General features: G+C 46.3%; 25 protein-coding genes. 12 read left to right on the forward strand and 13 right to left on the reverse strand.

Annotated features, from left to right (window positions below):
- Nucleotides 1–15: 15 nt before the first annotated feature.
- The 3 genes from AC5JL3_RS27405 to AC5JL3_RS27415 all read right to left on the reverse strand — a co-directional run bounded on the left by AC5JL3_RS27405 (nt 16) and on the right by AC5JL3_RS27415 (nt 3,821).
- Complete coding sequence (locus tag AC5JL3_RS27405; protein ID WP_496077465.1) at nt 16–462, reverse strand: response regulator; 447 nt, start codon at nt 460–462, stop codon at nt 16–18.
- Nucleotides 459–3,089 carry a PAS domain-containing sensor histidine kinase gene (locus AC5JL3_RS27410; RefSeq protein WP_496077466.1) on the reverse strand — a complete coding sequence of 877 codons (2,631 nt, stop codon included), beginning with the start codon at nt 3,087–3,089 and terminating at the stop codon, nt 459–461. Before AC5JL3_RS27410 ends, AC5JL3_RS27405 begins: the two co-directional genes overlap by 4 nt.
- Before the next feature lie 165 nt (nt 3,090–3,254).
- The gene (locus AC5JL3_RS27415; protein ID WP_496077467.1) at nt 3,255–3,821 is read right to left on the reverse strand and encodes a DUF2808 domain-containing protein; all 567 of its coding nucleotides are present in this window, start codon (nt 3,819–3,821) and stop codon (nt 3,255–3,257) included.
- Between the two features lie 324 nt (nt 3,822–4,145).
- Between AC5JL3_RS27415 and AC5JL3_RS27420 the strand changes: the two genes are divergently transcribed.
- Entirely contained in the window at nt 4,146–4,655 is a 510-nt protein-coding gene (locus AC5JL3_RS27420) for a DUF4149 domain-containing protein (protein ID WP_496077468.1), read from the forward strand.
- Nucleotides 4,656–4,739: 84 nt separating this feature from the next.
- On the opposite strand, the gene AC5JL3_RS27425 is transcribed toward AC5JL3_RS27420, so the two are convergent.
- The 3 genes from AC5JL3_RS27425 to AC5JL3_RS27435 form a co-directional block, all read right to left on the reverse strand.
- A complete protein-coding gene (locus AC5JL3_RS27425; protein WP_496077469.1) occupies nt 4,740–5,030 on the reverse strand; it encodes a TMEM165/GDT1 family protein in 291 nt (96 codons plus the stop codon).
- A 131-nt stretch (nt 5,031–5,161) separates the two neighbouring features.
- Complete coding sequence (locus AC5JL3_RS27430; protein WP_496077470.1) at nt 5,162–5,623, reverse strand: TMEM165/GDT1 family protein; 462 nt, start codon at nt 5,621–5,623, stop codon at nt 5,162–5,164.
- Nucleotides 5,624–5,749: 126 nt separating this feature from the next.
- Entirely contained in the window at nt 5,750–6,100 is a 351-nt protein-coding gene (locus tag AC5JL3_RS27435; RefSeq protein WP_192222736.1) for a YkgJ family cysteine cluster protein, read from the reverse strand.
- Nucleotides 6,101–6,352: 252 nt separating this feature from the next.
- On the opposite strand from AC5JL3_RS27435, the gene psb30 reads away from it, so the two are divergent.
- Entirely contained in the window at nt 6,353–6,424 is a 72-nt protein-coding gene (gene psb30 / locus AC5JL3_RS27440; RefSeq protein WP_313929978.1) for a photosystem II reaction center protein Ycf12/Psb30, read from the forward strand.
- 146 nt (nt 6,425–6,570) lie between these two features.
- Here the strand turns inward: psb30 and recJ are convergent, their stop codons facing one another.
- Nucleotides 6,571–8,589, reverse strand: a complete 2,019-nt coding sequence (recJ, locus tag AC5JL3_RS27445; protein WP_496077471.1) for a single-stranded-DNA-specific exonuclease RecJ — start codon at nt 8,587–8,589, stop codon at nt 6,571–6,573.
- 118 nt (nt 8,590–8,707) lie between these two features.
- Nucleotides 8,708–9,256 (reverse strand): TetR/AcrR family transcriptional regulator, encoded by a 549-nt coding sequence (locus tag AC5JL3_RS27450; RefSeq protein ID WP_496077472.1) that lies wholly within the window; start codon nt 9,254–9,256, stop codon nt 8,708–8,710.
- Nucleotides 9,257–9,340: 84 nt separating this feature from the next.
- On the opposite strand from AC5JL3_RS27450, the gene AC5JL3_RS27455 reads away from it, so the two are divergent.
- The 7 genes from AC5JL3_RS27455 (at nt 9,341) to AC5JL3_RS27485 (ending at nt 17,414) form a co-directional block, all read left to right on the forward strand.
- A complete protein-coding gene (locus AC5JL3_RS27455; protein ID WP_496077473.1) occupies nt 9,341–9,760 on the forward strand; it encodes a DUF5367 domain-containing protein in 420 nt (139 codons plus the stop codon).
- A gap of 715 nt (nt 9,761–10,475) precedes the next feature.
- On the forward strand, nt 10,476–11,819 hold the full coding sequence (locus AC5JL3_RS27460) for a CmpA/NrtA family ABC transporter substrate-binding protein (protein WP_496077474.1): 1,344 nt from the start codon (nt 10,476–10,478) through the stop codon (nt 11,817–11,819).
- Nucleotides 11,820–11,880: 61 nt separating this feature from the next.
- On the forward strand, nt 11,881–12,729 hold the full coding sequence (ntrB, locus tag AC5JL3_RS27465; protein ID WP_496077475.1) for a nitrate ABC transporter permease: 849 nt from the start codon (nt 11,881–11,883) through the stop codon (nt 12,727–12,729).
- A 149-nt stretch (nt 12,730–12,878) separates the two neighbouring features.
- Nucleotides 12,879–14,885, forward strand: coding sequence for an ABC transporter ATP-binding/substrate-binding protein (locus tag AC5JL3_RS27470; protein WP_496077476.1), 2,007 nt, complete (start codon nt 12,879–12,881; stop codon nt 14,883–14,885).
- 201 nt (nt 14,886–15,086) lie between these two features.
- Entirely contained in the window at nt 15,087–15,944 is an 858-nt protein-coding gene (locus AC5JL3_RS27475; protein ID WP_496077477.1) for an ABC transporter ATP-binding protein, read from the forward strand.
- An 86-nt stretch (nt 15,945–16,030) separates the two neighbouring features.
- A complete protein-coding gene (locus tag AC5JL3_RS27480; RefSeq protein ID WP_496077478.1) occupies nt 16,031–16,894 on the forward strand; it encodes a DUF6671 family protein in 864 nt (287 codons plus the stop codon).
- A 31-nt stretch (nt 16,895–16,925) separates the two neighbouring features.
- Nucleotides 16,926–17,414 carry an ester cyclase gene (locus AC5JL3_RS27485; RefSeq protein ID WP_348259226.1) on the forward strand — a complete coding sequence of 163 codons (489 nt, stop codon included), beginning with the start codon at nt 16,926–16,928 and terminating at the stop codon, nt 17,412–17,414.
- Here the strand turns inward: AC5JL3_RS27485 and AC5JL3_RS27490 are convergent.
- Together AC5JL3_RS27490 and AC5JL3_RS27495 are read right to left on the reverse strand one after the other, a co-directional pair.
- Nucleotides 17,411–18,511, reverse strand: a complete 1,101-nt coding sequence (locus tag AC5JL3_RS27490; protein WP_496077479.1) for a DMT family transporter — start codon at nt 18,509–18,511, stop codon at nt 17,411–17,413. The two genes, AC5JL3_RS27485 and AC5JL3_RS27490, sit on opposite strands and share 4 nt — an antisense overlap.
- Before the next feature lie 408 nt (nt 18,512–18,919).
- A complete protein-coding gene (locus tag AC5JL3_RS27495; protein ID WP_496077480.1) occupies nt 18,920–21,325 on the reverse strand; it encodes a two-partner secretion domain-containing protein in 2,406 nt (801 codons plus the stop codon).
- 102 nt (nt 21,326–21,427) lie between these two features.
- Here AC5JL3_RS27495 and AC5JL3_RS27500 point away from each other — a divergent pair, with 102 nt between their 5' ends.
- Entirely contained in the window at nt 21,428–21,595 is a 168-nt protein-coding gene (locus tag AC5JL3_RS27500) for an anthrone oxygenase family protein (RefSeq protein WP_496077481.1), read from the forward strand.
- Nucleotides 21,596–21,694: 99 nt separating this feature from the next.
- On the opposite strand, the gene mltA is transcribed toward AC5JL3_RS27500, so the two are convergent.
- Both mltA and AC5JL3_RS27510 read right to left on the reverse strand, forming a co-directional pair.
- The gene (gene mltA / locus AC5JL3_RS27505; protein ID WP_496077482.1) at nt 21,695–22,867 is read right to left on the reverse strand and encodes a murein transglycosylase A; all 1,173 of its coding nucleotides are present in this window, start codon (nt 22,865–22,867) and stop codon (nt 21,695–21,697) included.
- 146 nt (nt 22,868–23,013) lie between these two features.
- Nucleotides 23,014–23,265 (reverse strand): hypothetical protein, encoded by a 252-nt coding sequence (locus AC5JL3_RS27510; RefSeq protein WP_192222249.1) that lies wholly within the window; start codon nt 23,263–23,265, stop codon nt 23,014–23,016.
- 283 nt (nt 23,266–23,548) lie between these two features.
- On the opposite strand from AC5JL3_RS27510, the gene AC5JL3_RS27515 reads away from it, so the two are divergent.
- On the forward strand, nt 23,549–24,013 hold the full coding sequence (locus tag AC5JL3_RS27515; protein WP_496077483.1) for a protein tyrosine phosphatase family protein: 465 nt from the start codon (nt 23,549–23,551) through the stop codon (nt 24,011–24,013).
- Here the strand turns inward: AC5JL3_RS27515 and AC5JL3_RS27520 are convergent.
- A complete protein-coding gene (locus tag AC5JL3_RS27520) occupies nt 24,002–24,772 on the reverse strand; it encodes a hypothetical protein (RefSeq protein ID WP_496077484.1) in 771 nt (256 codons plus the stop codon). The genes AC5JL3_RS27515 and AC5JL3_RS27520 overlap by 12 nt on opposite strands.
- A 246-nt stretch (nt 24,773–25,018) precedes the next feature.
- On the opposite strand from AC5JL3_RS27520, the gene AC5JL3_RS27525 reads away from it, so the two are divergent.
- Entirely contained in the window at nt 25,019–25,627 is a 609-nt protein-coding gene (locus AC5JL3_RS27525; protein WP_496077485.1) for a DUF1802 family protein, read from the forward strand.
- Nucleotides 25,628–25,660: the final 33 nt, after the last annotated feature.

Consider the following 25,660-nt stretch of genomic DNA (forward strand, 5'->3'; position numbering starts at 1 on the left):
TCACCTAATCGCTCTTCAATTTGGCTGAACTTCCGGCTTGACATTAGTAACCAGCCAATACAAATTAACTGCTTTCATCATTTCTAATAAAGCCGTCAAACCAGACGATTTAGCTAAATAGGAATTAACACCTAAATCATAAGCTTGGTTAACATCTCTTGCTTCTCTAGAAGAGGTCAAAATAACTACAGGAATGCGTTTCAGTTCAGGTTGCTGTCGCAACCAAGCAAGGACTTCATGACCCGATCGCCGAGGTAGTCTCAGATCTAGCAAAATCAGCACAGGTAAGGGATAAAGTTCGCGATCCGAGTATTCCCCTTCCCCACTTAGGTAGAAAACGGCAGCATCTCCATCTCTAACGACTTGTAGTGTGATTTTAGATAAGTTTTCATGGCGGAATACACGTTGCATCAAAAGAATGTCAGTTGGGTCATCTTCTACCAGCAAAATAGTATGATTCATAGTGACTCTGATCTTACATATCTCCTTAATTTGATCCAAAATCGGCTGCCCTTTCCTAGCTCGGACTCAATGCCCACCTGACCACCCATGCGCTCTATCCCTTTTTGAACAATGGCTAAACCAATGCCCGTGCCAGCGTAGGTTTCAATTCCATGCAAACGTTCAAAAACGCGAAAGATGCGTTGCTGATGCTCTAGTGCAATGCCAATGCCATTATCGGCTATCCATAGCTGTACCCAGTCATCGTGTGTTTCAACCCAAATTTGCACTTGGGGTTGGGCATTCTCAACAAACTTGATCGCATTGGACAGCAGATTGGTAAGTACCTGAACTAAGGTACCGTAATGAGCCATTACTTTCGGGAGTACTGATCGAATAGTTACTACCGCCTGCTGTTGTTTCAAGTCAGCTTCAATCTGGCTCATCGCCCTCGACATAACCAAGTTCAAATCAACAATAGAAACTGTTAATTCACTGCGGCTGAGGCGGCTGTAAGCCAGTAAATCATTGATTAAATCATCCAAGCGTTGAGCGGAAGTAACAATGTGATGGGTATACTGCTGACCGAGTGCGTCTAAAGCATCTCCATAGTCTTCTAGTAAAGCTTCTGCTAGTCCTTGCATTCCTCTCAAAGGTGCCCTCAAATCGTGAGCAATCGAGTAAGCAAACGCCTCTAGTTCTTGGTTCGCTTCTTCCAGTTGAGCGGTACGTTCGATTACCCGTTGTTCCAGAGTTTCGTTGAGTTGGCGGATTTCGGCTTCAGTCTTCTTTCGCTCTGTAATATCAATGGCTGTACTAATAACCAAACGTCTCCCATCAGGTAACCTCCCCAAGGGAGCAGAATAGAACTCCCAGATTCGCACCTCACCGTTACGGGTAGTAATTTTATATTCTCCCTCCGAGATTCGTCCATTAAGGTTGTATAAGCGTTCAATATCTGCTTGAACTAATTCTTTTCGACGCCCATAGGCTTTTTCACTCCAATTCGCGATTGTCGGAATGTCTGAATGAGTGTAGCCTGTCAGTTGCGTCCAAGTTCGGTTAATTTGCACCACTTCGCCATCTTCCGCATGAAGCATCATGGGCAAGGGAGCATCAAGGATAGCGCGACGGAACCGTTCTTCAGACGATTGCAAGCGTTGCTCGGCGTGCTTGCGATCGCTAATGTCACGAGTTATAAGCACGACTTCCTGTACATTTTCAGCCTCGTCTTTGACTGAATAGAGATGAACTTCAATCCAACGAGAAGCCCCTTGATTATTGCTTAAAGCGGGCTCGTAATAGACAGGTGGGAGACTGACAACTTCCCCGGCAAAGGCTTTGCGGAAATCAGGCAGATGACCCATGACTTCTGCCTGTGGATCGTGCAGCAGATTGTACCCTACTACGCTATCTCGTGTTATCCCCCACATCTGTTCCCAAGTCTGGTTCGCTTGCTCCAGGAAGCCATCAGCGGTAAAGATCTGAATGGCAAATGGAGCCTGCTCAAACACACTACGGAAGCGGTGTTCTGAATCACGAAGTTTCTGCTCTGCCTGTTTGCGTTCAGTAATATCAGTAGAGATGCCACCCACTGCATATAGTGAATGAGTCCCATCATACAAGGGGAACTTAATCGAGAGGTAGGTGTGCGACCCGTCGTGCTGAGGAGCAACCTCCTCAATCGTCAGTACTTCTCCCGTATCAATTACTCTAGAGTCATTTACCTGGAAAGCATCAGCTAAATCTTTAGGAAAAACGTCATGGTCGGTTTTGCCGATCACTTGCTCACGGGTTACGTGAAACAAACTTTCAAACTGGCGATTGATGAGCATGAACCGCCCTTTTGAGTCTTTCAGGTAGATGACGGCTGTAGTGTTGTCAATAATCGCTTGCAGGTTCTGTTGGCTTTGTTGTAGTTCTTCATTGAGCCTTTGTAGTGCAGATAAAGTTTGCTGCCGCTCAGTGATATCCTCAGCGATACCTGCTAAGCGGTAAACTTGCCCAGAGCGGTTGTAGATTGGGAAGGCGCGATCGCGTATCCAGCGTACTTCTCCATCGGGTCGCACAATCCGATACTCTTGATTAAAGTCTCCCTCTCCCAAGATCTGTTTTTCAAAGGCAGTAATGACGCGATCTCGATCTTCTTGATGGATCGCCTCCGTCCAAGACATTGCTCCCTCATATACACTCTCGCAGCTTCTCCCCCAAACTTCTTCGTAAGCCGGACTGAGATAAATTACTTGGTCTATTTTCAGGGGTTTCAGCCAAAAGACTTCACGGATATTTTCCGTTAACTGGCGGAACTGCTCTTCACTTGCTCGTAGTGACGCTTCCGATTGCTGGAGCGCTCGTACACTACGACTGATAACGGCGTAAAGCATCCATCCCGTGACGATGACATAGAACCAACCTTTGATTGTTTGAAGGTATGTTAGGAGTTGCGAATTGTGGATTGAGGCAATCAGCAATTCGTCAGAAAAGAGAATCCATAGCCCACCAATGAGGACATAAAGAGCAGCGATATTGAAAGGAGTCAGTCGCCCTGTAAAGAGTTTTTGTACAACAGAAGTGCTAATCATGGCGACTCTCTCACTTATTACGCCTAGTATTTCTCTAGGAGAAGGAAAATTGTCATGATGACGCATTTTTCAATTCTCCCTAATGCTCTGTGGAGGCCCTGTCTCTAATTCCGATGAACTCATCTAGTACTGCTACGCCCAAGTCAAAAGTCAACAAGCTTTATTTCTAACGATTTGAGCAAGTTTTCAGATGGTAGGCTCATTTCGGCTGTGATGTACTAGGGTACATAGTCAAGAATCAGAGGGGAAATCTCTGTCATTGTCGTAGAAGTGCAGACGCCCAACACCGAGATACAATCCGTAGGGCTTCTCTCCCGCCGGAAAAGCTGTAACGCCAAAAAGGTATACTCCGCCAGTCCACGGGTTCCGCCTAGGACGAAGCCCAACGGTAATCGTTTTTCCGGGTGTTACAGGTGGGTCAAATGTTAATGAAATTGTTTGGGTTTCGTCATCCTTGGTTACTGCTGCCAGAGTTAACCGCTCACCTTTGTTCCGAGGTGTCCCTTCAAATGCACGACTATCATCGAGATCAAATCGAATATCATCAAATCCTTGACGTTGGTTAATTGTGACTTTCTGAAGGGGTTCGCCAGCATTTTCTGGTAATTCTATTGTGAAGTAGTAGGTCGCTCCCGATATATCAGCTTGGTTGTAGGTTGTTGTTGCCTTAACTAAGCGAGGAGGCTTCTCAAATGAAACTGTTCCATCGGCTAGTTGAATTGCCTGAATTGATGAAGTAGTAACGCCCAAAAGACTGGCGACTAATGTCATTACTCCGAATAAACTTGAAACGCGCATTGGTTTAGAGGGGCGAGGTGAATGACGAGAATCCCGACTTAGCCCTTACTTTAGTTTTAGAACACCACAGTACATCTGGCTGACCAGAGTGAGTGACATCAGATGTCTTTCTACGCGATCGCTTAACGTCTACTTCCTAAGCAAAAGTACTTATTAGTATTTATGGAGGTTAGAGGGTTTTCAAAGATTCTTAGCTAATGAAAAATTAGCTTGAATTTTGGAAATACTCTTTAGCTTTATTTCATATTTAATGAAAGATTACTTCATATTTTTTCTCAAAATAATTGGTTAAGCTAAAGATTAAGACACGATAGAGGAAATTCTATGAACGCTGATTTTGGCGTTAGTGTAAAGCGACCCACATGGCAGACGATCATAATGTTTGCCTTGGGCTTTTGGCTGAGTAGCAGTTTGATTTTGGACTTTGTGATCATGCCTGGTCTATCAGCGGCTGGTATGATGACCCAATCGAGTTTTGCAGCAGCAGGTTATTCAATTTTCTGGACTTTTAATCGTATCGAATTGCTGTGTGCGGCTCTTGTGTTAGCAAGTCTCTTAGCGCTGCGTGGTCCCTCCAATCTTTACCGTCAGGTAAGGCGCTGGTCAATCTTCTTAGCTGTCCTTCTGCTGGCAATTGCACTCATTTATACTTACATCATCACGCCGCAGATGAGCGCTCTGGCTCTCCAACTGAATCTTTTGGAGCCAACGACTGGGATGCCTGCGGGAATGCTTCAGATGCATGAGGGGTATTGGGTACTTGAAGCTATTAAGTTAGCAGCAGGTACTACTCTGCTTGGCTGGTGCTACGGCGATTTGCGTAAGCTTGCTTAGATAGAACATTATCCGGGTACAAGAAAGCTCCTCGCTGTTGTGAGGAGCTTTTTTCTTGAGCTAGTTCAATTGAAATCGCAAAACTTACTCTTGGGTGTCGTTTACTTCTGAGGGCCATAGCAGACGGATTGCCATCAGTGCAAAGCCAATAGCTGCGATCGCTTTTAGTATCCGATCGGGCAATAAGTGCGCGACTCCTTCCCCTGCCAGAACACCAATTAGGCTAGCCAAAAGCAGTGCAGCAACAGAGCCAAAAAACACAGCACGGGGAGACTTGAGGCTACCACCCAATGCGATCGCTGCCAGTTGGCTCTTGTCTCCAATTTCTGCTAGAAACACCGTTATGAAACTCAATCCGAGAAGTTGCCAGTCCATTGGTTGTTGGTTATTAGTTATTGGTTGTTGGTAGTTCGTTGTTAGACTTCTACGGGTGATTGCCTACACCGAAGGATGAAAATCCCTATCACCTATCACCTACCACCTAACACCTATTTTCAAAACAGTTGTTAGCCAGCGAATTGCACGACATCCCAGAGCAGCATGACGGAAATGAAGAGCAAAAGCGCTCCGGCTGACATTTCCAACGTTTTAGGAGAAAGCCGATTAGCTAGCCAACGACCAATAAGTACTCCAAGTAAGCTTGTTGCAATTAAGGCGATCGCAGCCCCCGCAAAAACAACCCACGGAGCATGAGATTCTGCACTCATTAGCAACGTCGCTAGCTGGGTTTTGTCTCCCATCTCTGCTAGAAAAATCGTTAAGAATGTGGAGCTAAAGATACGCCAAACACCTCGATTACGCTCCTGAGCCTGCTGTGGCTTGGCAAGAGCGGTTAGTGACAAATCTTTTGTTAGCTCAGCCTTAGACGGCGACTGAGAACGAAGTTTGTCATTTTTTGACGCTGGCTCAATCAAAGTTGGGGGTGCTGACAGGACAGGACTGGTCAAAGGCAGGGAAGAGAGTTTCACGGGAGCCTGTATCAATGTTAACTAGCTTTCATATTCTTTTCATCTTCTCAGAAATTTACATAAAATAGCAACCCTTAATGTTGCTTATCGGAACTATAAGCAGAGCATTTTCTAGCCTCTTTCCAATCAAATACCGACTTGCTGATCAAATCTGATCATCTCTAAAGAGCGATCGCCATAAACCCCCTCAATCTGCTGACGGCAGCAATCAATTGCAAAGTCATTTAACTCTGCTGGTTCCACACCAAACATCTCTTGAAAAGCATCTCCTTCTACACGACAGAAGCGAGGACGCTTGTCATAAATGCGGCATTCACGGGTTGAATGATCAAAATTCACACACCATCCCCCTTCACCCACCAGACTCAGATAAAGCGCTAACTCCTCTGGAGAAAGATACTCCTCTAAATCTGGACGCTCAGTTGGGTCAAGATGACAGCACGCACCACATTGCTTTACACAAAGCCAAGTTGCCATTACTTTAAACAGGAGCTACAAATTTAATGCCCTTCAAGCTTAGCGAGTTTTCACCTCTGGCAGATGCTGCATCGGATTTTGTTGCGTTTTATATAGTTTTGTAAACTTAATTAAAAGACTGAGAAAACTACCGGATAAGATCTAAACAAGAATTTTTTAGTTTCGCCATCAAATTCGTTGGGTCAATTGGGAGGATAAATGGATTTAAGCTTTTTAAACAACGTCAACTGGGAAGTCATTGCACAGTTGACCATGCTAGCGGCTGTCGTACTTTCGGGTCCAATCGTCATTTTTGCGTTGGCTGCTCTCAAAGGCGATCTTTAGAGAGAAGCATTGAGCTATCAGCTTTCAGCTTTTAAATTAAAGTCGTCAGCATCCGTTAACCTTGAGCGCATCTTTAGAAGGTGTTCGTCGTAGCAGTTAGCTAGTTTTTTTGCTGAAAGCTGATTGCTGATAGCTAAATTCCCAAATTATTCGCTCACTGCTAAAGCGTGAGTAGCGGCTTTAATCAACTGATAGTAGTGAGGTTTTGTAACATCAACCTCTTTCGCGTCTTCTCGCCTAGCGCCTAAAAGTCCGATTCGTTGTCCTTTCTGAATCGCTAGAACCTTCCCTTCAGCATTTCTAATTCTTAACTCACTTAAAGACTCATATAGGCTACAGGTGTAGTGACGCTCATTGTGATAGAACTCCGCTTTCTTGGGTGGCACAGTTGGGGTCAAGACAGAGGTGGGTAAGCGAATGCCAACTAACTCCAACTCAATGTTTGTGTTACCGTTCCAGGTATTTTCTTTGAGTTTGTAGGCAATATCCACTCGTGACGGGAGGGGGAAGTATTCGCCCCAGCGCCAAGCAACTGCTGTAATTTTTGTTGGTTGGTTGTCTTGGCTCAGGGTGAGCTTCAGGTGTCCTTTACCAACAATTTTTTGATCGACTACTTTAACATTAGGTGTCCAGAAAACTGGGTCAGGGTTACCAATACCGCAGGGGTGCAGCACGTCAATTTGTCGGTAGAGGTTGGAAGTAATTTGACTAAAGTCAGCCTGTACGTCAATCTCAACTAGCGGTTTGAGGTGTTCGGGTTGTAGGCACGTTCTAGCAAATTCACTAAGAGATTGCCGAAACACGTCCAAGTTATCGGTGGGTAAGGAGAAACCACCAGCAGCTTGGTGTCCGCCAAATTTTCCTAAGTATTCTTTGCAGAACTGTAGTGCTTCAAAGACATTAAATTCAGGAATTCCCCGTGCTGAACCCCGGATGTGATTGGCATCTTCCGCTTCGTAGGTGCCGATAAATACGGGGACACCGTAGCGTTCTACGAGTCGGGAGGCGACGATACCAATAACACCGTGATGCCAATTGGGTTGAACAATCACTAAGACACGCTGTTGTTGCAAATCTATCTGACTAGCTTCGATGAATGCGATCGCTTCTTGTTCAATTTGCTCACACAGTTGCTGGCGCTTTTGATTGATTTGCTCACACTGCATCGCACGTTCTAAAGCGATTCCTGGTTCAGTTGTCGTTAGCAGTTCAATGACAATCTGAGGGTCGGATAAACGACCGATCGCATTAATTCTTGGGCCTAGCTTAAAGCCGATGTCCTCTGGCTTCAAGGCTTTTTGGTCTTCACTCACCCCAGCCATCTGGATTAAGGCTTGAACACCTGCAAGTTTAGAGTGAGGTAGTAGCTTTAAGCCTCGCTTTAACCAACGTCGGTTAATCCCATTCAAGGGAGCTAAATCGGCAATCGTTCCTAGTGTAAAAAGTTCTAAGAGTTGACTCGTTAATCCCGGAAGCTTACCCAGTTCTTGCGCGAGAGACACTGCCAAAATATAAGCAACACCAACTCCGGCAAGACCTCGATAAGGCGAGAATTCGGGAATCAGTTTTGGGTTGAGAATAGCATCCGCTTCTGGAAGTTCCGGTGGTAGGTCGTGGTGGTCAGTTACAATCACCATCATTCCTAGTTCTAGCGCTCTTGCGATCGCGTCATGAGCAGAAATCCCGTTATCGACTGTCAGAATCAGCGCCACGCCTTCCGAGGCGAATTCCTCAACAATTCGGGTATTGATGCCGTAGCCATCTTTCATGCGGCTAGGAATCGCGTAGTCTACATCTGCACCTAACCAGCGTAGGGCACGAAGTAATAACGCGGTGCTAGTCATGCCATCCGCATCATAGTCACCACAAATCGCGATTTTTTCTTCAGAGGCGATCGCTTCTTTGAGCATTTCCACACTGATTGCCAAGTCAGGAAATTCATCCATCGGTGAAGGCATCGCCTGAGATTCTGGATACAAGTACACCTGTGCCTGTTCTGGTGTCTCAATTCCCCGATTAATCAGCACCTGACCCAGTAGCGGTAAAAGTCCTGTTGACGAAGCTAGTTGAGTTGCTTGTTCGGCTTTTGGAGACGCAATCTGCCACCGTTGATTAGGCAAACGTTGATGGCGTCTAGAGGGTTCAGAGTTACGTCTGTCTTGCACGCTTAGTTGAGGAGAGTGATGAGAGAGCTACGCAATAGTCTACAGCACTCTAGAGTAGCTTTCTTTTGCTTGCAATATTTTAGAAAACCGACATTGTCTGTAAATGCTCAGGTTCAAGTTACCGCAGAGTTTCGGTAAAAGCCTTAATAGTTTGTTGTCCGCGTTGTGCGTTTCCTGTCGTCAAAAAGTCCAAGATTGCGCCCTGAAATAAGTGAAATAGCGACAAAGCAGTAGTTTTGTCATTTGTGAGATTAAATAGAGAATCTACCCATTTTTGACTCTCTTGCTCTAAGAAACGTTGTGTTTCTGAGTCGCCTTGTATGGCACGTTGATTTAGTTCCATCGTCAGTTTCAGCAAGCCGTGCATCTCTGGTGAAGTCAAATGCCTCCACATTTCAAGCAGGGGTTGTGCTAGACAATCTGCCCCTTCAAGTGACACGCCTTGAAATGACCATAATCTTTCGCGCAAGCGAGTCTCCAAAAGACCGATGATTTGTCGCTCTAATTCCTGTTTAGAGCCAAAGTGGTAAACGAGCATTCGTCCACTAGTCCCTATTCTCTTAGCGATCGCGTTGATACTAGTGTCCAATGCTCCTACTTCGATGGCAACAGCTAGACATCGTTCTAAAAGCTCTTCCTTTTTCTGAGGCTCAGTGGGTCGGCTCATGGGTTGACAGTTAACGTAACGGCTATTACATTAATGATTAGCGTAACGGCTATTACGTTAACACCGTTCAATAGGGAAATCACCATGAACACAAAAGACAGAATTGGCTTCGTCTTACTCGGCTTCGTTATCTGGGCAGCAGGAACTTCCGTTTATCGCATGGCTGGTTCGTACTTCTTTGAAGGTTCTTCTGCTGCATACTGGCTCAACGTGATTGTCACAGGTATTTTGTATTCTGTTGTGTCTTTGGGGCTGATGAAGTGGCGGCGCATTGAGCAGAAAGATTGGTTGCAAGGTGCAATTTGTATGGCTTTGCCTGGGATGCTGGGTGAAATTCCGATTCTTGCTGGCTTTTCCGAGTTAATGAGCAATATGCAACCCGAAACAGCAGGGCGGTATGCAGCCTTTTTATTTGGGGGCTATTCGTCATTAATTGGCTTTGCTTGGTTGATGTCCACAAAAGCCAATTTGCGGCTTGCCTCTGACAAGCAGTTTATAGGCTAAAGAGCAATGAAGAGCGATCGCTAGTGACGCAACTTAACAAGTCCATGAAGCGGACGGTTGAGAGATTTATCTGTCGCCGCCGCTTATCTTGGTCGTAGGTTTTATGCCGACTCCTTAGACGGAATTGAAATGACTTTAATAAGATGGCTGCTTAAACGGAATTGAAATGACTTTAATAAGATGACTGTTTTCATTTTTTATTCATAGTTTGATGAGTTAAAGATAACAAAAACAACTAATCATCGTTGCGTTCAATGGTTCCTATAGATAGTTGCCAGTAGATTGTGGCTCAAAGCCTTGAGAACTAAGACACTAAAAGAATACTTATTGATACCATTTAATATTTTATTTAACTTTGACTAGTCCATAGGCGCAATTCAATCGTTAGGGATGGTAAGCTAATTTCAAGTTGCAAATCAATAAACAAAACGTCATCGCGAACGAAGCAAGCCAATCTTCAAGGTTGAGCGCTCCGCTCCTAATGGCGCATGAGAGGAACTCTGCACCAAAAACTAGGCTCCAATTAAATCCTGATTTAAGCAACTCTAATGTTAGCGAAATTGTCAAGAGGATAGCCGCTATTTTCTATAAACCTGAAGGTTGATTAATAATAGCGACCAACTTTAAGAGAGTTTAGTTAAGACTTTCAACTTCCAAGAACATAACCATTTGTTAGTAGCCCTACAGAACATAGGATTAGCTGCAAGGAGATTTTATGAGTAATTTTTCGCGACGGAGATTTTTATTAACGGCTGGTGCAACGGCGGCGAGTTCTGTATTCCTTAAAGGCTGTTTGGGAAACCCACCTTCTCCTGCGGCACTATCGCCGAAAGCAGAAGCCATTGAACTGAGTCCAGAACAGGTACCGGAAACGTCAACAGTCAAGCTTGGGTATATCCCCATTGTCGAGGCGGCAGCGCTGGTGATTGCTCAAGAAAAAGGCTTTTTTGCCAAGTACGGCATGACCGACGTTAAGTTGGCAAAGCAAGCAAGCTGGGCATCAGCACGGGACAATGTGACGATTGGTTCAGCAAATGGTGGTATTGATGGTGGTCAGTGGCAGATGCCGATGCCTCATCTAATTAGTGAAGGCATAATCACCAACGGGCGAAAAATTCCCATGTATGTTTTAGCTCAGTTGAATACGCAGGGGAATGGAATTGCGATCGCTCGTATGCACAAAGGCAAAGGACTGGGTTTAGACATTTCCGGTGCTGCCGACTACATCAAAGGGTTTCAACAAGCCAACGGTAGGAAATTTAAAGCCGCACACACCTTTCCCCAAGTGAACCAAGACCTCTGGATTCGCTATTGGTTCGCCGCAGGTGGTGTTGATCCAGATAATGATATCGACCTGTTGGCAGTGCCATCTGCTGAAACGGTGCAAGGGATGCGGAACGGTTCGATGGATGCCTTCAGTACAGGTGACCCCTGGCCCTATCGTATCGTTGCCGATGATATTGGTCACATGGCAGCAGTTTCTGGTCAAATCTGGAGATTCCACCCAGAGGAATATTTAAGCATCAGAGCTGACTGGGTAGACAAGAATCCCAAAGCAACCAAAGCCGTCTTAAAAGCATTAATGGAAGCGCAGCAGTGGTGCGATCAAGCCAAGAACCGAGAGGAGTTGGTTCAAATTGTCTCCCAGCGAAACTTTTTCAACGTGCCTATAAGGATTCTCCAACCCCCATATGCCGGGAAGTATGCGATGGGTGATGGCAAAGCAGACGTTGGTGACTTCAAGATGGGGCCGATGTATTGGAAAGACGATATCGGTAGCGTGTCCTACCCCTATAAGAGCCACGATTTATGGTTTTTAACCGAAAGTATGCGCTGGGGTTTCCACAAAGGAAAGATTAACGATATTGATCAAGCCAAGCAGATTATCGATCGCGTCAACCGCGAAGACTTATGGCGAGAAGCGGCGAAAGAGGCAGGTTTTAATTCTGAGATTCCCCAAAGTACATCACGAGGTGTTGAGAGATTTTTTGATGGAAAAGAATTTGACCCAGAAAATCCAGAGGCTTACCTCAATAGCCTTGCGATTAAGAGAGTTTAGGTAAAGTCACGCATTCACAGGTTCAAACGTCAAAACTAAAAGCAACATAGAGGAAAGGAAAATGACTGTCAACACAATCAACCGCAATTCAAGAGCTAGTTCAACCAACGCAATCCAGACTTTCTGGAAAAAGCAATCTAAGGATATTTTGCCTCCTGTATTGGGCGTTCTAGGGTTCTTAACTGTATGGCAAATATTTTCCTGGTCTGGATTGACAAGACTGCCAGGGCCACTCAGTGTTTGGACAGATCAACGGACAAGAGAACTACTTTTGTATCCCTTTTATGATAAAGGCGGTATTGACAAAGGTCTGTTTTGGCAGACTATGGCAAGCTTGGGTCGGGTTGCCCAAGGCTACTCATTAGCGGCAATTGTCGGGATTGCTACAGGCATTTTTGTGGGAACGAATCCACTGATTAATAAAGCTTTAGACCCAGTTTTTCAGTTCCTGCGAATGGTAGCGCCTTTAGCTTGGGTTCCGATTGCTCTGGTCGCCTTGCAACAAAACCAGCCCGCTGCTATTTTCGTAATTTTTATTACCTCAGTCTGGCCGATTTTAATCAACACGACTGAGGGCGTGAAGCAAATCCCCGACGATTACAACAACGTCGCCAAAGTTTTACAGCTTTCACGCAAGGAATACTACTTGAACATTCTATTTCCCTCTGCTCTTCCCTACATCTTTACAGGATTGAAAATCGCGATTGGATTGGCATGGTTGGCAATTATTGCAGCAGAAATCGTGATGTCAGGTATTGTCGGAATTGGTTTCTTCATCTGGGATGCCTATCAACAGAACTATGTCAGTGAAATTATCTTGGCTGTTGCCTATATCGGTGCAGTAGGCTTGCTTCTAGACCGAGCCATGGGGTACTTGCAGTCCAGGATTGTTCCACAGGAAAAGAAGTAGTGATTAGTTATGTGTTGTTAGTTATGTGTTGTTAGTTGTTTCTGATCACCAACAAATAACTAATAACTAATAACTAATAACTAATAACTAATAACTAATAACTAATAAAAACTAACCAATGACCAATGACTGATAAGGACTAAGGACTAATGAGTATTTTTGTTGCTGTTGACCAAGTTGATAAAGTTTTTTCGTTAGCTGGTGGTGGGGAATACGTTGCCTTAAAAGGGATTGACCTACACATTAAAAAAGGAGAGTTTATCTCGTTCATCGGTCACTCCGGCTGCGGTAAGTCAACCCTGTTGAACATGATTGCTGGTTTAGATTTGCCGAGTGATGGGATAGTTACCCTGGAAGGGCAAAAAGTTAAACAGCCAGGGCCAGACAAGATGGTGGTGTTCCAGAATTATTCTCTGTTGCCTTGGCGGACAGTACGGCAAAATATTGCCTTAGCTGTTGACTCGGTGATGAAGGATTTGCCTGCTGCTGAGCGCAAAGCAATTGTAGAGCGACACATTGATATGGTTGGGTTACGCCCTCATGCGGACAAACAGCCTACGATGCTATCGGGTGGACAAAAACAACGGGTTGCGATCGCACGCGCCCTTGCCATCCGTCCCAAATTGCTGCTCCTTGATGAACCCTTTGGCGCGTTGGATGCTCTCACACGAGGCAACCTCCAAGAGCAGTTAATGAAAATCTGCGAAGAAAACGAAGTCACGGCAATCATGGTTACCCATGATGTCGATGAAGCGGTGCTGCTGTCTGACCGAATTGTCATGCTTACCAACGGACCGGGTTCCAAAATTGGTCAGATTTTAGAGGTGGACATCCCCCGACCTCGCAAGCGGATGGAAGTGGTGGAACATCCTAGCTACTACAGCTTGCGGAGTGAGATGATTTACTTCCTCAACCAGCAGAAGCGGATTAAGAAAATTCGGGCGAGAAAAACAGCCGTGGTTGCGCGTCATGGTTTGGAAAAAGTCAACCTCGACATTGGTTTTGTCCCACTAACGGCTTGTGCTCCTCTAGCGGTTGCCAAAGAAAAAGGCTTCTTCCAGAAACACGGTTTAGATGAAGTCAACCTCGTGCGCGAAACGAGTTGGCGCGGCATTATGGATGGCATCAGTGGCGGGTATTTAGATGCGGCTCAAATGCCATCGGGGATGCCTCTGTGGATTACCCTAGGCGGAAATGACAACCGACCCTTGCCCGTTGTCAGTGCATTGACCATGACTCGCAACGGCAATGGCATCACCCTGGATAAACGCTTTTATGACCAAGGGGTACGCACCCTAGCAGATTTCAAGAAAATGCTGCTCGACTCCCCGGAACGCCAGCACCGGATGGGGTTAGTGCATCCTTCCTCAATGCACAATCTGCTGCTGCGTTACTGGTTAGCGAGTGGTGGCATCGACCCCGATTACGATTTGTCGCTTCAGAGCATCCCTCCAGCGCAAATGGTCGTCGATTTGCAAGGGGGAACCATTGATGGTTTCTGTGTTGGGGAACCCTGGAACACGCGGGCGGCAATGCAAGGGATTGGTTTTACTGTTGCCACAGACTTGGAGATTTGGCCCGGACATCCAGGAAAAGTGCTTGGTGTTCGCGAAGACTGGGCAAACGCTTATCCCAACACCCACATTGCCTTAGTCAAAGCGTTGCTAGAGGCATCTCAGTATTGTACTGACCGTGCTAACGAACTAGAGGTGCGTCAGATTGTTGCCCAGCGGGAGTACGTGAATACAGATATTGCTTACATCCACCTCGGCAACCCCGATGAAGCATTCTGTAGTCTCGATCAACCCATGCGAGAGTTTGCCCATCACCTGTTCTTTGGGGATGGCGTGAATCGTCCCAGTCGGACTGAACACCTTTGGCACATGACTCAGTTGGCACGTTGGGGCCACACGCCCTTCCCTCGAAACTGGGTGGAAATCATGGAACGGGTGTGCCGGGTAAGCGTGTTCAGCACCGCCGCACGAGAACTGGGTCTGTTGGATGTGAAATATACCAGTGGCGCGATCGCGATGTTTGATGGCACCACGTTCACTGCTGACGACCCGATTGGTTATCTCAACAATTTGAAGATTAAACGCGATTTCAGCATTGCGGAAGTCATCCTCGATTTACCACGTCCTACGGTCGCTGCTTAGTCATTAGTTTGTTGTTTGTTATAGCAGTAGCTACTTAGGTTAGGACATTAACGGGAGCTTGCGTTCCTTCGCTAGAGCCTAATTGACTGAAAGCTGACCGCTGAAAGCTGAGTGCTGATTGCTATATTTGCCCTTTACTAACAACCAACAACCAACAACCGATAATCAATAACCACCAACTAATAACCAACAACTAAACCAATGGTTAACCGTCTAGCCTTTACCAATAGCCAGACTTCCACTGCCCGACAGCCAATGACAACTACAGTTAAGCCCGAATCATTCCTAACAATCGAAAACGTTTCTAAGGTCTATCCAACGAAGAAGGGCCCGTACCCGGTACTCCAAGACGTTAACCTGACGGTAGAAGAAGGCGAGTTTATCTGCGTTATCGGTCACTCTGGCTGCGGCAAATCGACCCTGCTGAACATGGTGTCGGGTTTCGCCTTTCCTACCACCGGAGAAGTGCGCGTGCAAGGGAAGCCCATCACCAAGCCAGGGCCAGACCGCATGGTTGTGTTCCAAAACTACGCGCTACTGCCTTGGCGGACAGCGTTTGAAAATATCTACATAGCTGTTCACGCCGTTCACCCCAACAAGTCGCAGGCCCAAAAAAGAGCGATTGTGCGGGAACATCTCGCGATGGTGGGTTTGTCGGAGGCGGCTGATAAAAAGCCACCGCAAATGTCCGGTGGGATGAGACAGCGGGTTTCTATCGCCAGGGCTTTGGCGGTTCGTCCCCAAGTCTTGATTTTGGATGAACCTTTCGGTGCTTTGGATGCCATCACCAAGGAAGAGTTACAGGAAGAACTGCTGAAAATCTGGAACGACCACCGCTGCACGGTTCTAATGATTACCCACGATATTGATGAAGCACTATTTTTAGCCGATCGCTTGGTAATGATGACCAATGGTCCAGCAGCAAATATCGGTGAGATTATGGACATTCCTTTCCCGCGTCCCCGCGATCGCGCCCTCATTATGGAAGACCCAGAATACTACAGATTGCGTAATCACGCCCTAGACTACCTCTTCCACCGCTTCGCTCACGACGAGTAAATTAGGAATGGGTTTAGACCATCAAAACAGAAAATTTCTTTTGGTAGAGACGTTCCACCGGAACGTCTCTACATAGATGCAAGGTAATGATGACAAAGCATTCATTATTTGGCGATCGCGTGGGAGTACTCGCCACCATGCACCAAAAAGAGAGGGTAATTGCACCTCTCCTCGAACGGGAATTAGGAATTAAAGTAGTAGTCCCAGAAAACTTTGATACTGACACCTTCGGGACTTTCACGCGAGAAATCAAACGGACTGGCGACCAACTACAAGCCGCAAAACTCAAAGCACAAAAAGCTTTGGAACTCACAGGTGAAACCTTAGCCTTTGCCAGTGAAGGAACTTTTGCTCCTCATCCAGCTTTTCCTTATATTTCTCGCAATCGAGAAATTGTTGTTTTAATCGACACAATCAATGAAATAGAAATTGTTGGTCAAGAGTTTTCAACTGACACAAATTTTAGTCATAAAACCATACAAACCATTGAGGAAGTTTTTGAATTTGCCCAAAAGGTTGGCTTTCCCGAACATGGATTAGTCGTTATGGAGCCTTCAGATGAAGGCAAGCAGGAAATTATTAAAGGAATAATAACTGAAAAACAACTGATTGAAGCGGTTGAATTGATTTTAGCTCAATCACGCAATGGGAAAGTACAGATAGAAACTGATATGCGAGCGCTTTATAACCCTACTCGAATGAAAAATATTGAAAAAGCAACTCGCGATTTAATCCAAAAAATTAAGCAAATTTGTCCTAAATGTTCTTGTCCTGGTTTTGATGTAGTCCAGAGGAAAAAAGGCTTACCTTGTGAGTGGTGCAACTTGCCTAGCAGTATGACGCTGTTGGAAATTTATCAATGTAAAAAGTGTAGTTTTAACCAAGAAATCTTATTTCCAGACGGGATAGAGAAAGCCGACCCAGCTCAATGTATGTACTGTAATCCTTAGTTATAGCTGTCGTCATAAAGGTTAGGATCGTATGCTGACTGAACAAAACAAAGTGATCGTTCTCCAGTTCTACAAAGCCTTCGACGATCGCAAAATGGAGCAAGCCTTAGAACTTCTTGCTCCGAATTTTGTTGCTCATCTGGCAGGTATGCCTGAACCATTGGATGGAGAGGGATTCAAGCAGTTCGGGATGTCGTTTTATTTAGCCTTCAGCGAGGGTCAACACATTTTTGATGAGGTTGTGGTTGCAGGCGATAGAGTTGTGACGTGCGGAACGTTTACAGCCACGCACCTTGGAGAATTTCAAGGCTTGCCGCCAACGGGCAAGCGGATTAAATTGTCGATCATGCACATTGATCGAGTCGAGGACGGAAAAATCATAGAGCATTGGGGGCAAGGCGATGCACTCGGATTGATGCAGCAGATAGGGATTGTCTTCTTACCGGGTCTAAAACTATTGCCACACATTTTAAGAGGTGTTGCATCCAAACTGTTTAAGAAATCTACGGTAGAGTACTAGCTCCGCTTCATGCCAACTAATGCTGTTTCTGGCACGGAAATTTCTTTTTTGGCAATACAACTGTTGAGTACAGCCTTGACCACTTCTTGCTCTCGATTTTTCGGGTCAGTTTCTACCTGCAACGTTACTAAACTGGGTTGAATTGCTTCATCTCTGAGTGCAGATGGACTAGAGAGAGAAACATATACGCCCACCAACGCGATCGCAAACGCCACCAGATTCAACAAACCCAACTGTTCTGAAAACAATGCCCAAGCTCCAACTCCCGCCAATACTGGCTCTAAAAGCAGGAATAACGCCACGAATTCTGATGACAACTGGTTGAGAGAGTGTACGAGCATTCCCTGTCCCAGGATTTGACAAACACCAGCGAGAGAAATGACTATTAGCCATCCCTGCCAGGAGGTGGGAAACACTTGACCTCCATCAATCAGTACAATCGGCAACGATACCAATGTTGCGATCGCTGAACTCCAGAACACAATCTTTGTAGCCCCTAACTGATTTTGGAGCCGTTCCAGTACCGACAGATAGACGCTGAAACACACAGCAGCAATTAAAGCAGCAATATCTCCAAGAAATTTGCCACTAGCAAGTTGACAATCATTACATCCAATCACAAAAACGGCAGCGATCGCAATTGCCATGCCAAGCAGAAATTGCTGATCGAAGCGTCTCTGACAGAACAACCATCCACCTAAACAGGAGAATACGGGCGTGAGGTTTGCCAGTAACGTTGCGTTAGCTACGCTAGTTTGCGTCAGTGACCAAGCCCACAGAATCAAGTCAGCCGCTAAAAAGAACCCTACCAGAAATAACTGCCCGATGATCGCTCCTGTATAAGGGGATGATTTAGGGGTTTCGCTGTTCTCCTGTTTCCGGCGTACTGCGCTGACACCGCTCCACAAGCCCAAAATGACTGTGGTAATCCAAAAACGGTTGAATGCTGTAGCGTAGGGACTAATTTCCTGTTCACTGAATTTGATGAAAATTGCGGCAGAAGCGATCGAGAGCAGAGCAAGACATAGCGATGCGATAGTAGCGATCGTGGGTGTTTTGCCCAAGGAACGTTCTGGTACTTGGATGGGATGCGGCATTTTTGTATCATAAACTACTTTATTAAGTTTTCTCGGAATTTTTCAGCTCACCCTCATCCTTGGGAGAGGAAACTGCAATGAGTCCAATGGAGGATGTTTGATAACTTCCAACTCTCAGTGGCGACGCAATTCAACCCCAATCGTGGCAAGAAAACGTCGTTGATTTTAGTACATTAGTACGGCTAAAATGCCGTTGGACTGTGAGCTTTCAGCGAAAAAGTACTGAAGTGTTATCTCAAAACCGTTATAGAACCCATTTGACATCTTACGGAGCCTAAATTAAGGTACTCAAAGCCGTCTCACCCTGCTCCGATATGGTGACTTTGCCGAAAATGGAAGTTGAGTGGTTTTGGCAGACATGGGTAAAATCCTCGTCTTTTTTTCAACTCAAGCCGATCTTCAAGTTTGTCACGGAACCGGACACTCGCCTGTCGTTTGCCAAAGGCTGTGAGCTAGTACGGGGAAGGATTGAGCCATGAGTACCACTTTGCCCTTGTCGTTGATTACCCACCCTTGAGCTTCTACCAACGGCTTGCGAGTCGAGTTGGCAATTGCAATCACATCTTGAGAACTTGCGCGACTCAGAGTTGTCCTTGGCGTTGAACGCAAATCTGTCCAAATAGTATCAGTGCTAAGTGCGTCGCTGGGATTGTCCGGCAACCCACCCCGTCCGGTAATAATGAATTCATTTCGAGCAACTTGTGTTCTACCTGTTCGGCAATTTTGAGCAATCTGGTTAGAGGCATCAACTAAATCTGTAGGCAAGTTGGTTAACCCACTACTAGGATCAATCTCCGGTGTGTTGATTTTTACAATACCGTCTTGTCCAGTCACATTAGAACTAGCATTAATATCACTTTCTGTTGTCAGATCCTCGCGAAACTCTAGCCCATAGATGCCTGTAGCTGTAAGGTCAATCCGACCACCAAAGCCTTGATCGGCATTGGCAACGATATCACTATTTTCAGAAGGGACAGCAACAATGAAAGGGGCATTGAGCGTGATATTACCACCACTACCATTGTTAGCGGCGGTAGTGGCGATCGCACTGCCGTCACGCATCAGGATTAAATCTTGCACATCTAAGGTAATGTTACCGCCAAGACCTGATGCCGTTTCGCCGCGTAGCGAGCCTTGGTTTTCCAGAAGAATCGAATCTGCCCCAATAGTTAGTGAACCGGCATTTCCTAGCCCTTGACTACTCACTGTGACTTCAGCGCCATCCCGAATAATCAATTGCCCTGTCGTAATGTTCAGGCTTCCTCCCTTGCCCGTACCGACTATCGTCCCCACATCCTGCGAGTCGAGTGGACGCCCCGTGTCAGCAACGATTCGGCTAGGCGATTCACCATTTCTTGTCATTACGGTACCACTGACTTCCACAGACAAAAAGGTATTGATGATGATATCGCCTCCACCCCCGGTACCAAAGGTAGATGCTGAGACTTCTGCCCCATCCCGAACCATTAATTGTCCCGTGTTAAGGATTAAGCTTCCGGCTTGCCCAACCCCTCGCGTCTGAACCGTCAAGGAACTGGGACGCTGCCGTTGGCTTGAGGTGCCACTGACTTCCACAGACTCGGAGGCATTAATGATGAGACTTCCTCCCCCCGTCGTGTCTATCGTCGATGCGGATATCCGCCCCCCATTCCGAACAACCAATCGCCCTGTGTTAATAACTAAGTTCTCCGCTTTTCCAGCTCCTTGAGCATCACTTGCCAATCGGCTAGGTCTGTCATTGCCTCCCGTTCCACCACTTTGACCGATGATTCTCGTGCCAATCACTTCTACCAACTCGGAGGCATTCACCGTTATACCGCCACTGTCTCCCTGACTTTCTTCTATAGCAGAAGCGGATACCTGCGAACCATCTTGGATCGAGAACTGCGAGGCTTGGATCAAAATACCTTTGCCGTTTTGGTTCCCCTCAGTATCTGCAACAATTGCTGAGGCATCGGTAAGTGTAATGCGCTCTCCCTGTACTTGAACAAAACCGCCACCCTCACCACTAGCATCCACTCGCGCTTGATTGGTGAGCGATACATCGGCTCGCGCTACACCATCGGGAAAACTCAAGCTTAGTTTATTCCCATTCACATTCAGCCCTACGCTGCCTGAGTCTGCTAGCCCACCTAATTCTACTCGACCATTTCCGGCTTTTAATATCCCTTCATTGAGGATTACATTTCCACCTAATAGAAGTAAGCTCTGACCATTCGGAACCTGCAGATGTGCATGACTGGTAATGGGCTGAGTGGCAATTTGATTGAAGAAAAGAGCCGAAGGATTGACGGCCAGTAACTGTGGAATTTCAGGTGTTGAACCACTGAAAAATCCCTGATTCCCAAATTGAATTGTATTGGCTGTTGTGGCTAAAAACGAACCCTGAACATCCAGCAATCCCTTCTCCCCAAAAATGATGCCATTCGGATTGAGGAAAAACAGATTTGCCCTACCGTCTACCCCCAGTATGCCTAAAAGAGCTGAGGGTTCAGTACCTGTCACGCGAGTGAGAATGTTTTCAATTCCAACAGGATTGACAAAATAAACGCGCTGTCCTTCCCCGATATTAAATTGCTCAAAACTATGGAACAGATTAGCACCACGAGTAGCTCCCCCATCAATTCGGTCAGTGAGAGTGCCATTGATAGAAACATTAGGGGTGACAACAGAATTTTGTGTCCCTAATGTTTCGTCAGGAGTAACCTGAGCCAAGGCATCATTTTCCCAGGAAGCGATCGCCAAACATCCTGTCAAGGCTATGGCTGTCCATATCTGCCAAGACTTAACAACACTCAACCTCTGTTGGGGCATTTTTCACAACCACCAATTCAAGCGATTCGATTCGTCTAAATCATACACGCAGCGGTGTTCTCGATATAGAACCCATTTGACATCTTTTACGGTAATGAAGTAATGTTTAATGTGCCGCTGAATGATGCGCTGGCGAAGGTTGACCCAGCCAGCACTGATGGCGCAAGCTTATGGGTCAGCTACCTTACCAACTGGACGAATTGGAACCATGTTCGGACAGCAACGGCACTTGCGGCAGCAGCCTCGTTCACCATTGCGATCGCGAATTGAGCAGTGGCTAATGTTTTACCAAAAAATTGGGTCTAAAGCCCTGTCATTCTAGGACGGCTTAGAGCTTTTGATGAGGGAGAGGAACTACCTTATTTCTTCTCACTCTTTCAATAGCGGGTAGTACAGTTCTCCCGCTCCACCAATGATGCCAGCGCGATCGCCTGCTTGTGGGCCAGTTCCCATAAAGATATCGACGCGGCCTGGTCCCCGAATTGCACTACCTGTGTCCTGATCCAGTACATAGCGACTCACCATTCGGGATTCTAGCTGACCCGTCGCATTGGGGTAGGGAATGGTCGCTCGAATCAGGGCTAATGCCCCCGGAGGCATCAGGGATTTATCCGTCGCAATGGAACGCTCAGCAGTAACTGGTACGCCAATGCTTCCGGTAGCGGGTGCGCCGTTGGTTTCCTTGAAAAAAACAAAGCTTTGATTGCGTGGTAGATATTGATTCATTTCCGTTGGAAAGCGGCGAAAGTAATCAATGAGAACGGGTAAGGTCAACCCATCTAGCTGCAACTTCCCATCCTTAACCAGTTCTCGCCCCACGCTGCTATAAGGGTAATTTGTCTTACCTGCGTAGCCAACCGTCATCAGGCTACCATCTGACATCCGGAGTCGGGCGGAACCTTGGACGTGAACGAGAAAAGCCTCTAGGCGATCGCGTAACCAGACTAATTCTCGCCCACGCAGTCGGCTGTTCTTCCCTAAACCATCTTCCCCTTCCAGTTGAGCGCGGGTTGGGTGAGGGGTTGCCCAGCTATTGAAATCAGCGGGTAGTCGATAGAGGGGATAGCGATACTCCGCATTTGGTGTCCGACTAGCGGCATAAATTGGCTCAAAGTAGCCTGTAAAAACAACAGTTCCCTGACCATCATTGCCAACAGACTTGTAAAAGACAAACTCGCGATTGATAGCTGCTTGGAGTTCGGCAGGCGAAGGAGAAGAGACAAGGAGTTGGCGAAAACGGACAAGCGAACGACGAACGCGATCGCGTGTTATCCCTGGCACTGGATACCGCTGGTAAGCTTGAGCCGCTGTGGGGGTTTGCAGATAACGCAGGCTGTAATCGATTGACTTTAACATTGCCCGCCAGTCTCCTGGCTGACCAGGATTCCCCCACAACTGCTCATCAAAACCCAATGAGTCCAGTGCTGTCTGACTAGCCTCCGGGTTAATCGGTTGCAATGGCACATCAGCGGCGATTATCCCGTTAGCCGTCAAAAGCGTTATCCCTAAACTTAGGGAAAGCCAAGTTAATGTCTTTCTCATACTCACCAAGAACAAAAGAGCGATCGCACGTTGCAAGGCTATAGAACTCCCTAACTAAGGAAAAGGGAATGGCTATCAGGTAGGTTCAATAGCAAACTTTCTTACTCCTCATGTTTTGTAAGTTATTGATCTTTAGCCTTGCTGGGCTAAAAACGTTCGACGCTTCCTGCAAAAACAGGTTCCACCCGAATCGCTGAAACGCTAGAAGGACGAAGCACCATGTACTCGCCCTGGACATTTTTGATCGGTACGCTAATGAAGTCATTAGAGGTTGCTTTTGGCATCAATTCACCGCTGTACCACTTCTGAAACTCCTGAATTGTTGCAAAGCGAACTTCTTCCCGGTGACCACTTGACAAGAGGATATGTACAGCGTATTCATCTGGGGTTCTGGGCATGGAAAATTATCCTGACTGAATCCGTATCCAAATTATTATCAGTGACCAAGCGGCGGAAAATCACGCTTCTCGGAGGCTGTTTGAAAAGTCAGACAGTTAATGCGATCGCCTGAGAGTTTGTCCCTAGCCACTCTCCCGCCGTCGAATTAATTTCCACGGTTCATCGCTCAAGTCCATTGCAATGGGCTGAAACTCTCTTTCTCCCAATCCCCAATCCCTAATCTCTTTTATGAAGTGGTAGGCTTGTCTGACTGTCGGAAAGAAACTGATACAGAATCAGGGTATGGAGCAGATCAAAAATTTCTTAAAGATTTCTGAACACATTGGCACGGCAGGACAGCCCACAGAAGAGCAATTTCCGGCACTTAAGGAAGCTGGATACGAGGTTGTCGTCAATTTGGCTATGCCTACTTCCACCAATGCGATACCCAATGAGGGTGAACTAGTCACCTCTCAAGACATGATTTACGTTCATCTGCCTGTGAAGTGGGAAGCCCCAACCAGCAAGGATCTAGATAATTTTTTCCACATCATGGAGGCAAATGCAGGTAACAAAGTTTTTGTGCATTGCGCTCTCAATATGAGGGTTTCTGCGTTTATGTATCTCTACCAAGTGATTCGCCAGGGTGTGAGTATTAGCGATGCTCAAAAGCAACTCCATCACATTTGGGAACCAGATGGTGTTTGGCGAGACTTTATCGAGAATGAACTAGCCAATCACGGTATAACTGCCGAATCAGGTCAATAAATTAAACCGTTGTAGCAATGCCTCCATCACCGAGGGTAAAGTTTGGCTCAACTCAGCGGGTTCATCGTAAACCAACTGCTGATAGTTGGGTACATCAAAAGGAAACTGCCCTGGTAAATCTGGGCGTTCCATCTTTGTGAGCAAAATCTGTTCTGTACGCTTGGCTGTTAAGGCATAACCTATTTCTATACAGACATTCGGGCTAGGAATTAGTAGGGGTGTTTTTTCTCCTTCAATACGTGCTATCGGTGTCCCATCCGCAATAAAGAGTAGACTTTTACGAATTTTACGCATCTGAGTGCTATTCAGTCGCATCGGTTCACCCGCAGGGCGTCGAGATTCTTCTAGAGTTAGGGGTAAACGCGATCGCTTGTTGAAGCCTTCCAGTGTCTTCGAGAGGGCGTTACGCAAAGCATCATTAGCAGCATTGTATTCAGTCTGGTAGCTCAAGAATATAATTGGCTCCAGTTGCCCCATTACTTCTTGCTTGCTGAAGTAAATCTCGTGAGAGATCAAGTCAATGTTGGAAATGGCATAACCGCCGCTGCCTTCAATGTAAAATTCAACAGTTTCCCCTTCCAGGTAACGCCCAAACCATTCCGAGTTCTTGACATCCTGGCTATCATCCAAAAAGTCAGCCCGCAAACCAGACTTGAGCAAACTATTTTTGCTCAGACGTAAGTCGTGAGGACGTTTCTCCAGTTCTTTAATCGGTTCATATTGCTGGAGATACCAAGCTTTCAGGGCAATGATGGCCATGATGTCTTTAAGGATGCACGGTTTCCCGACGCCCAAGGCTAAAATTCTTGAACTGGAATTTTACACCAACTAGTGGTCAGTCATCAGCCATCAGCGGTCAGCTTTGAGGTGAGAGTTGATAGCTTTTAGCCAGGTACGCTGTTTAAAAACAACTTGGTATTAGCTGTGAGTGGCGATTTCTTCACCCACTGTATTATTTTTTGCGATCGCGATTAGCCTAAAAGAAAAGACTCATTGGATCTGCCGATGGACGCTACAACAATACACGCTTTTAAAGAATGGGCTGTTGCCGTTGAGGCTCTAGAACAGGGCAAAACGATTATGCTGCTACGCAAAGGGGGCATCAAGGAAGAGGGGAACCGTTTTAAAGTTGCTCACAACGAAGTTTTGCTTTACCCCACCTATGAGCATCAACAGCCCAACTTGCTAAAAGCTGAGTATGCTCCTCTGGTAAACCCTGTAACCTCAGGTTGGCATCCGGAAACCGTGGGGATTGGTAGCTGGGCGGAGATTACTGATATTTTGCTAGTGAGTGATGAGTCCGTGGTTGTAGAGTTGTTACCCTATCACATCTGGAACGAGCAATTTGTAAGCGATCGCCTAAAATGGAAACCTCGTCAGCCTCTATATATTCTCTTGTTACGGACGTACCGACTACCTCAAGCACAAACTATTCCCTACCGTACTGAGTATAGTGGCTGTCGCTCATGGATTGATGTGGTTGAACCACTTTCTCTTGAAGGTATGGTGCCTGTATTCACTGACACTGAATATATGGAGCAAGCCGCTCAAATTCGTCAGATTGTTGGAGAACATGCATTTAATGGGCGTATGCCATCATTGGTGTCAACTTAAGCGAAAAAGGAGCAGGGAAGATAGAGTGAAAGT

The sequence above is a fragment of the Symplocastrum torsivum genome (assembly GCF_059505465.1).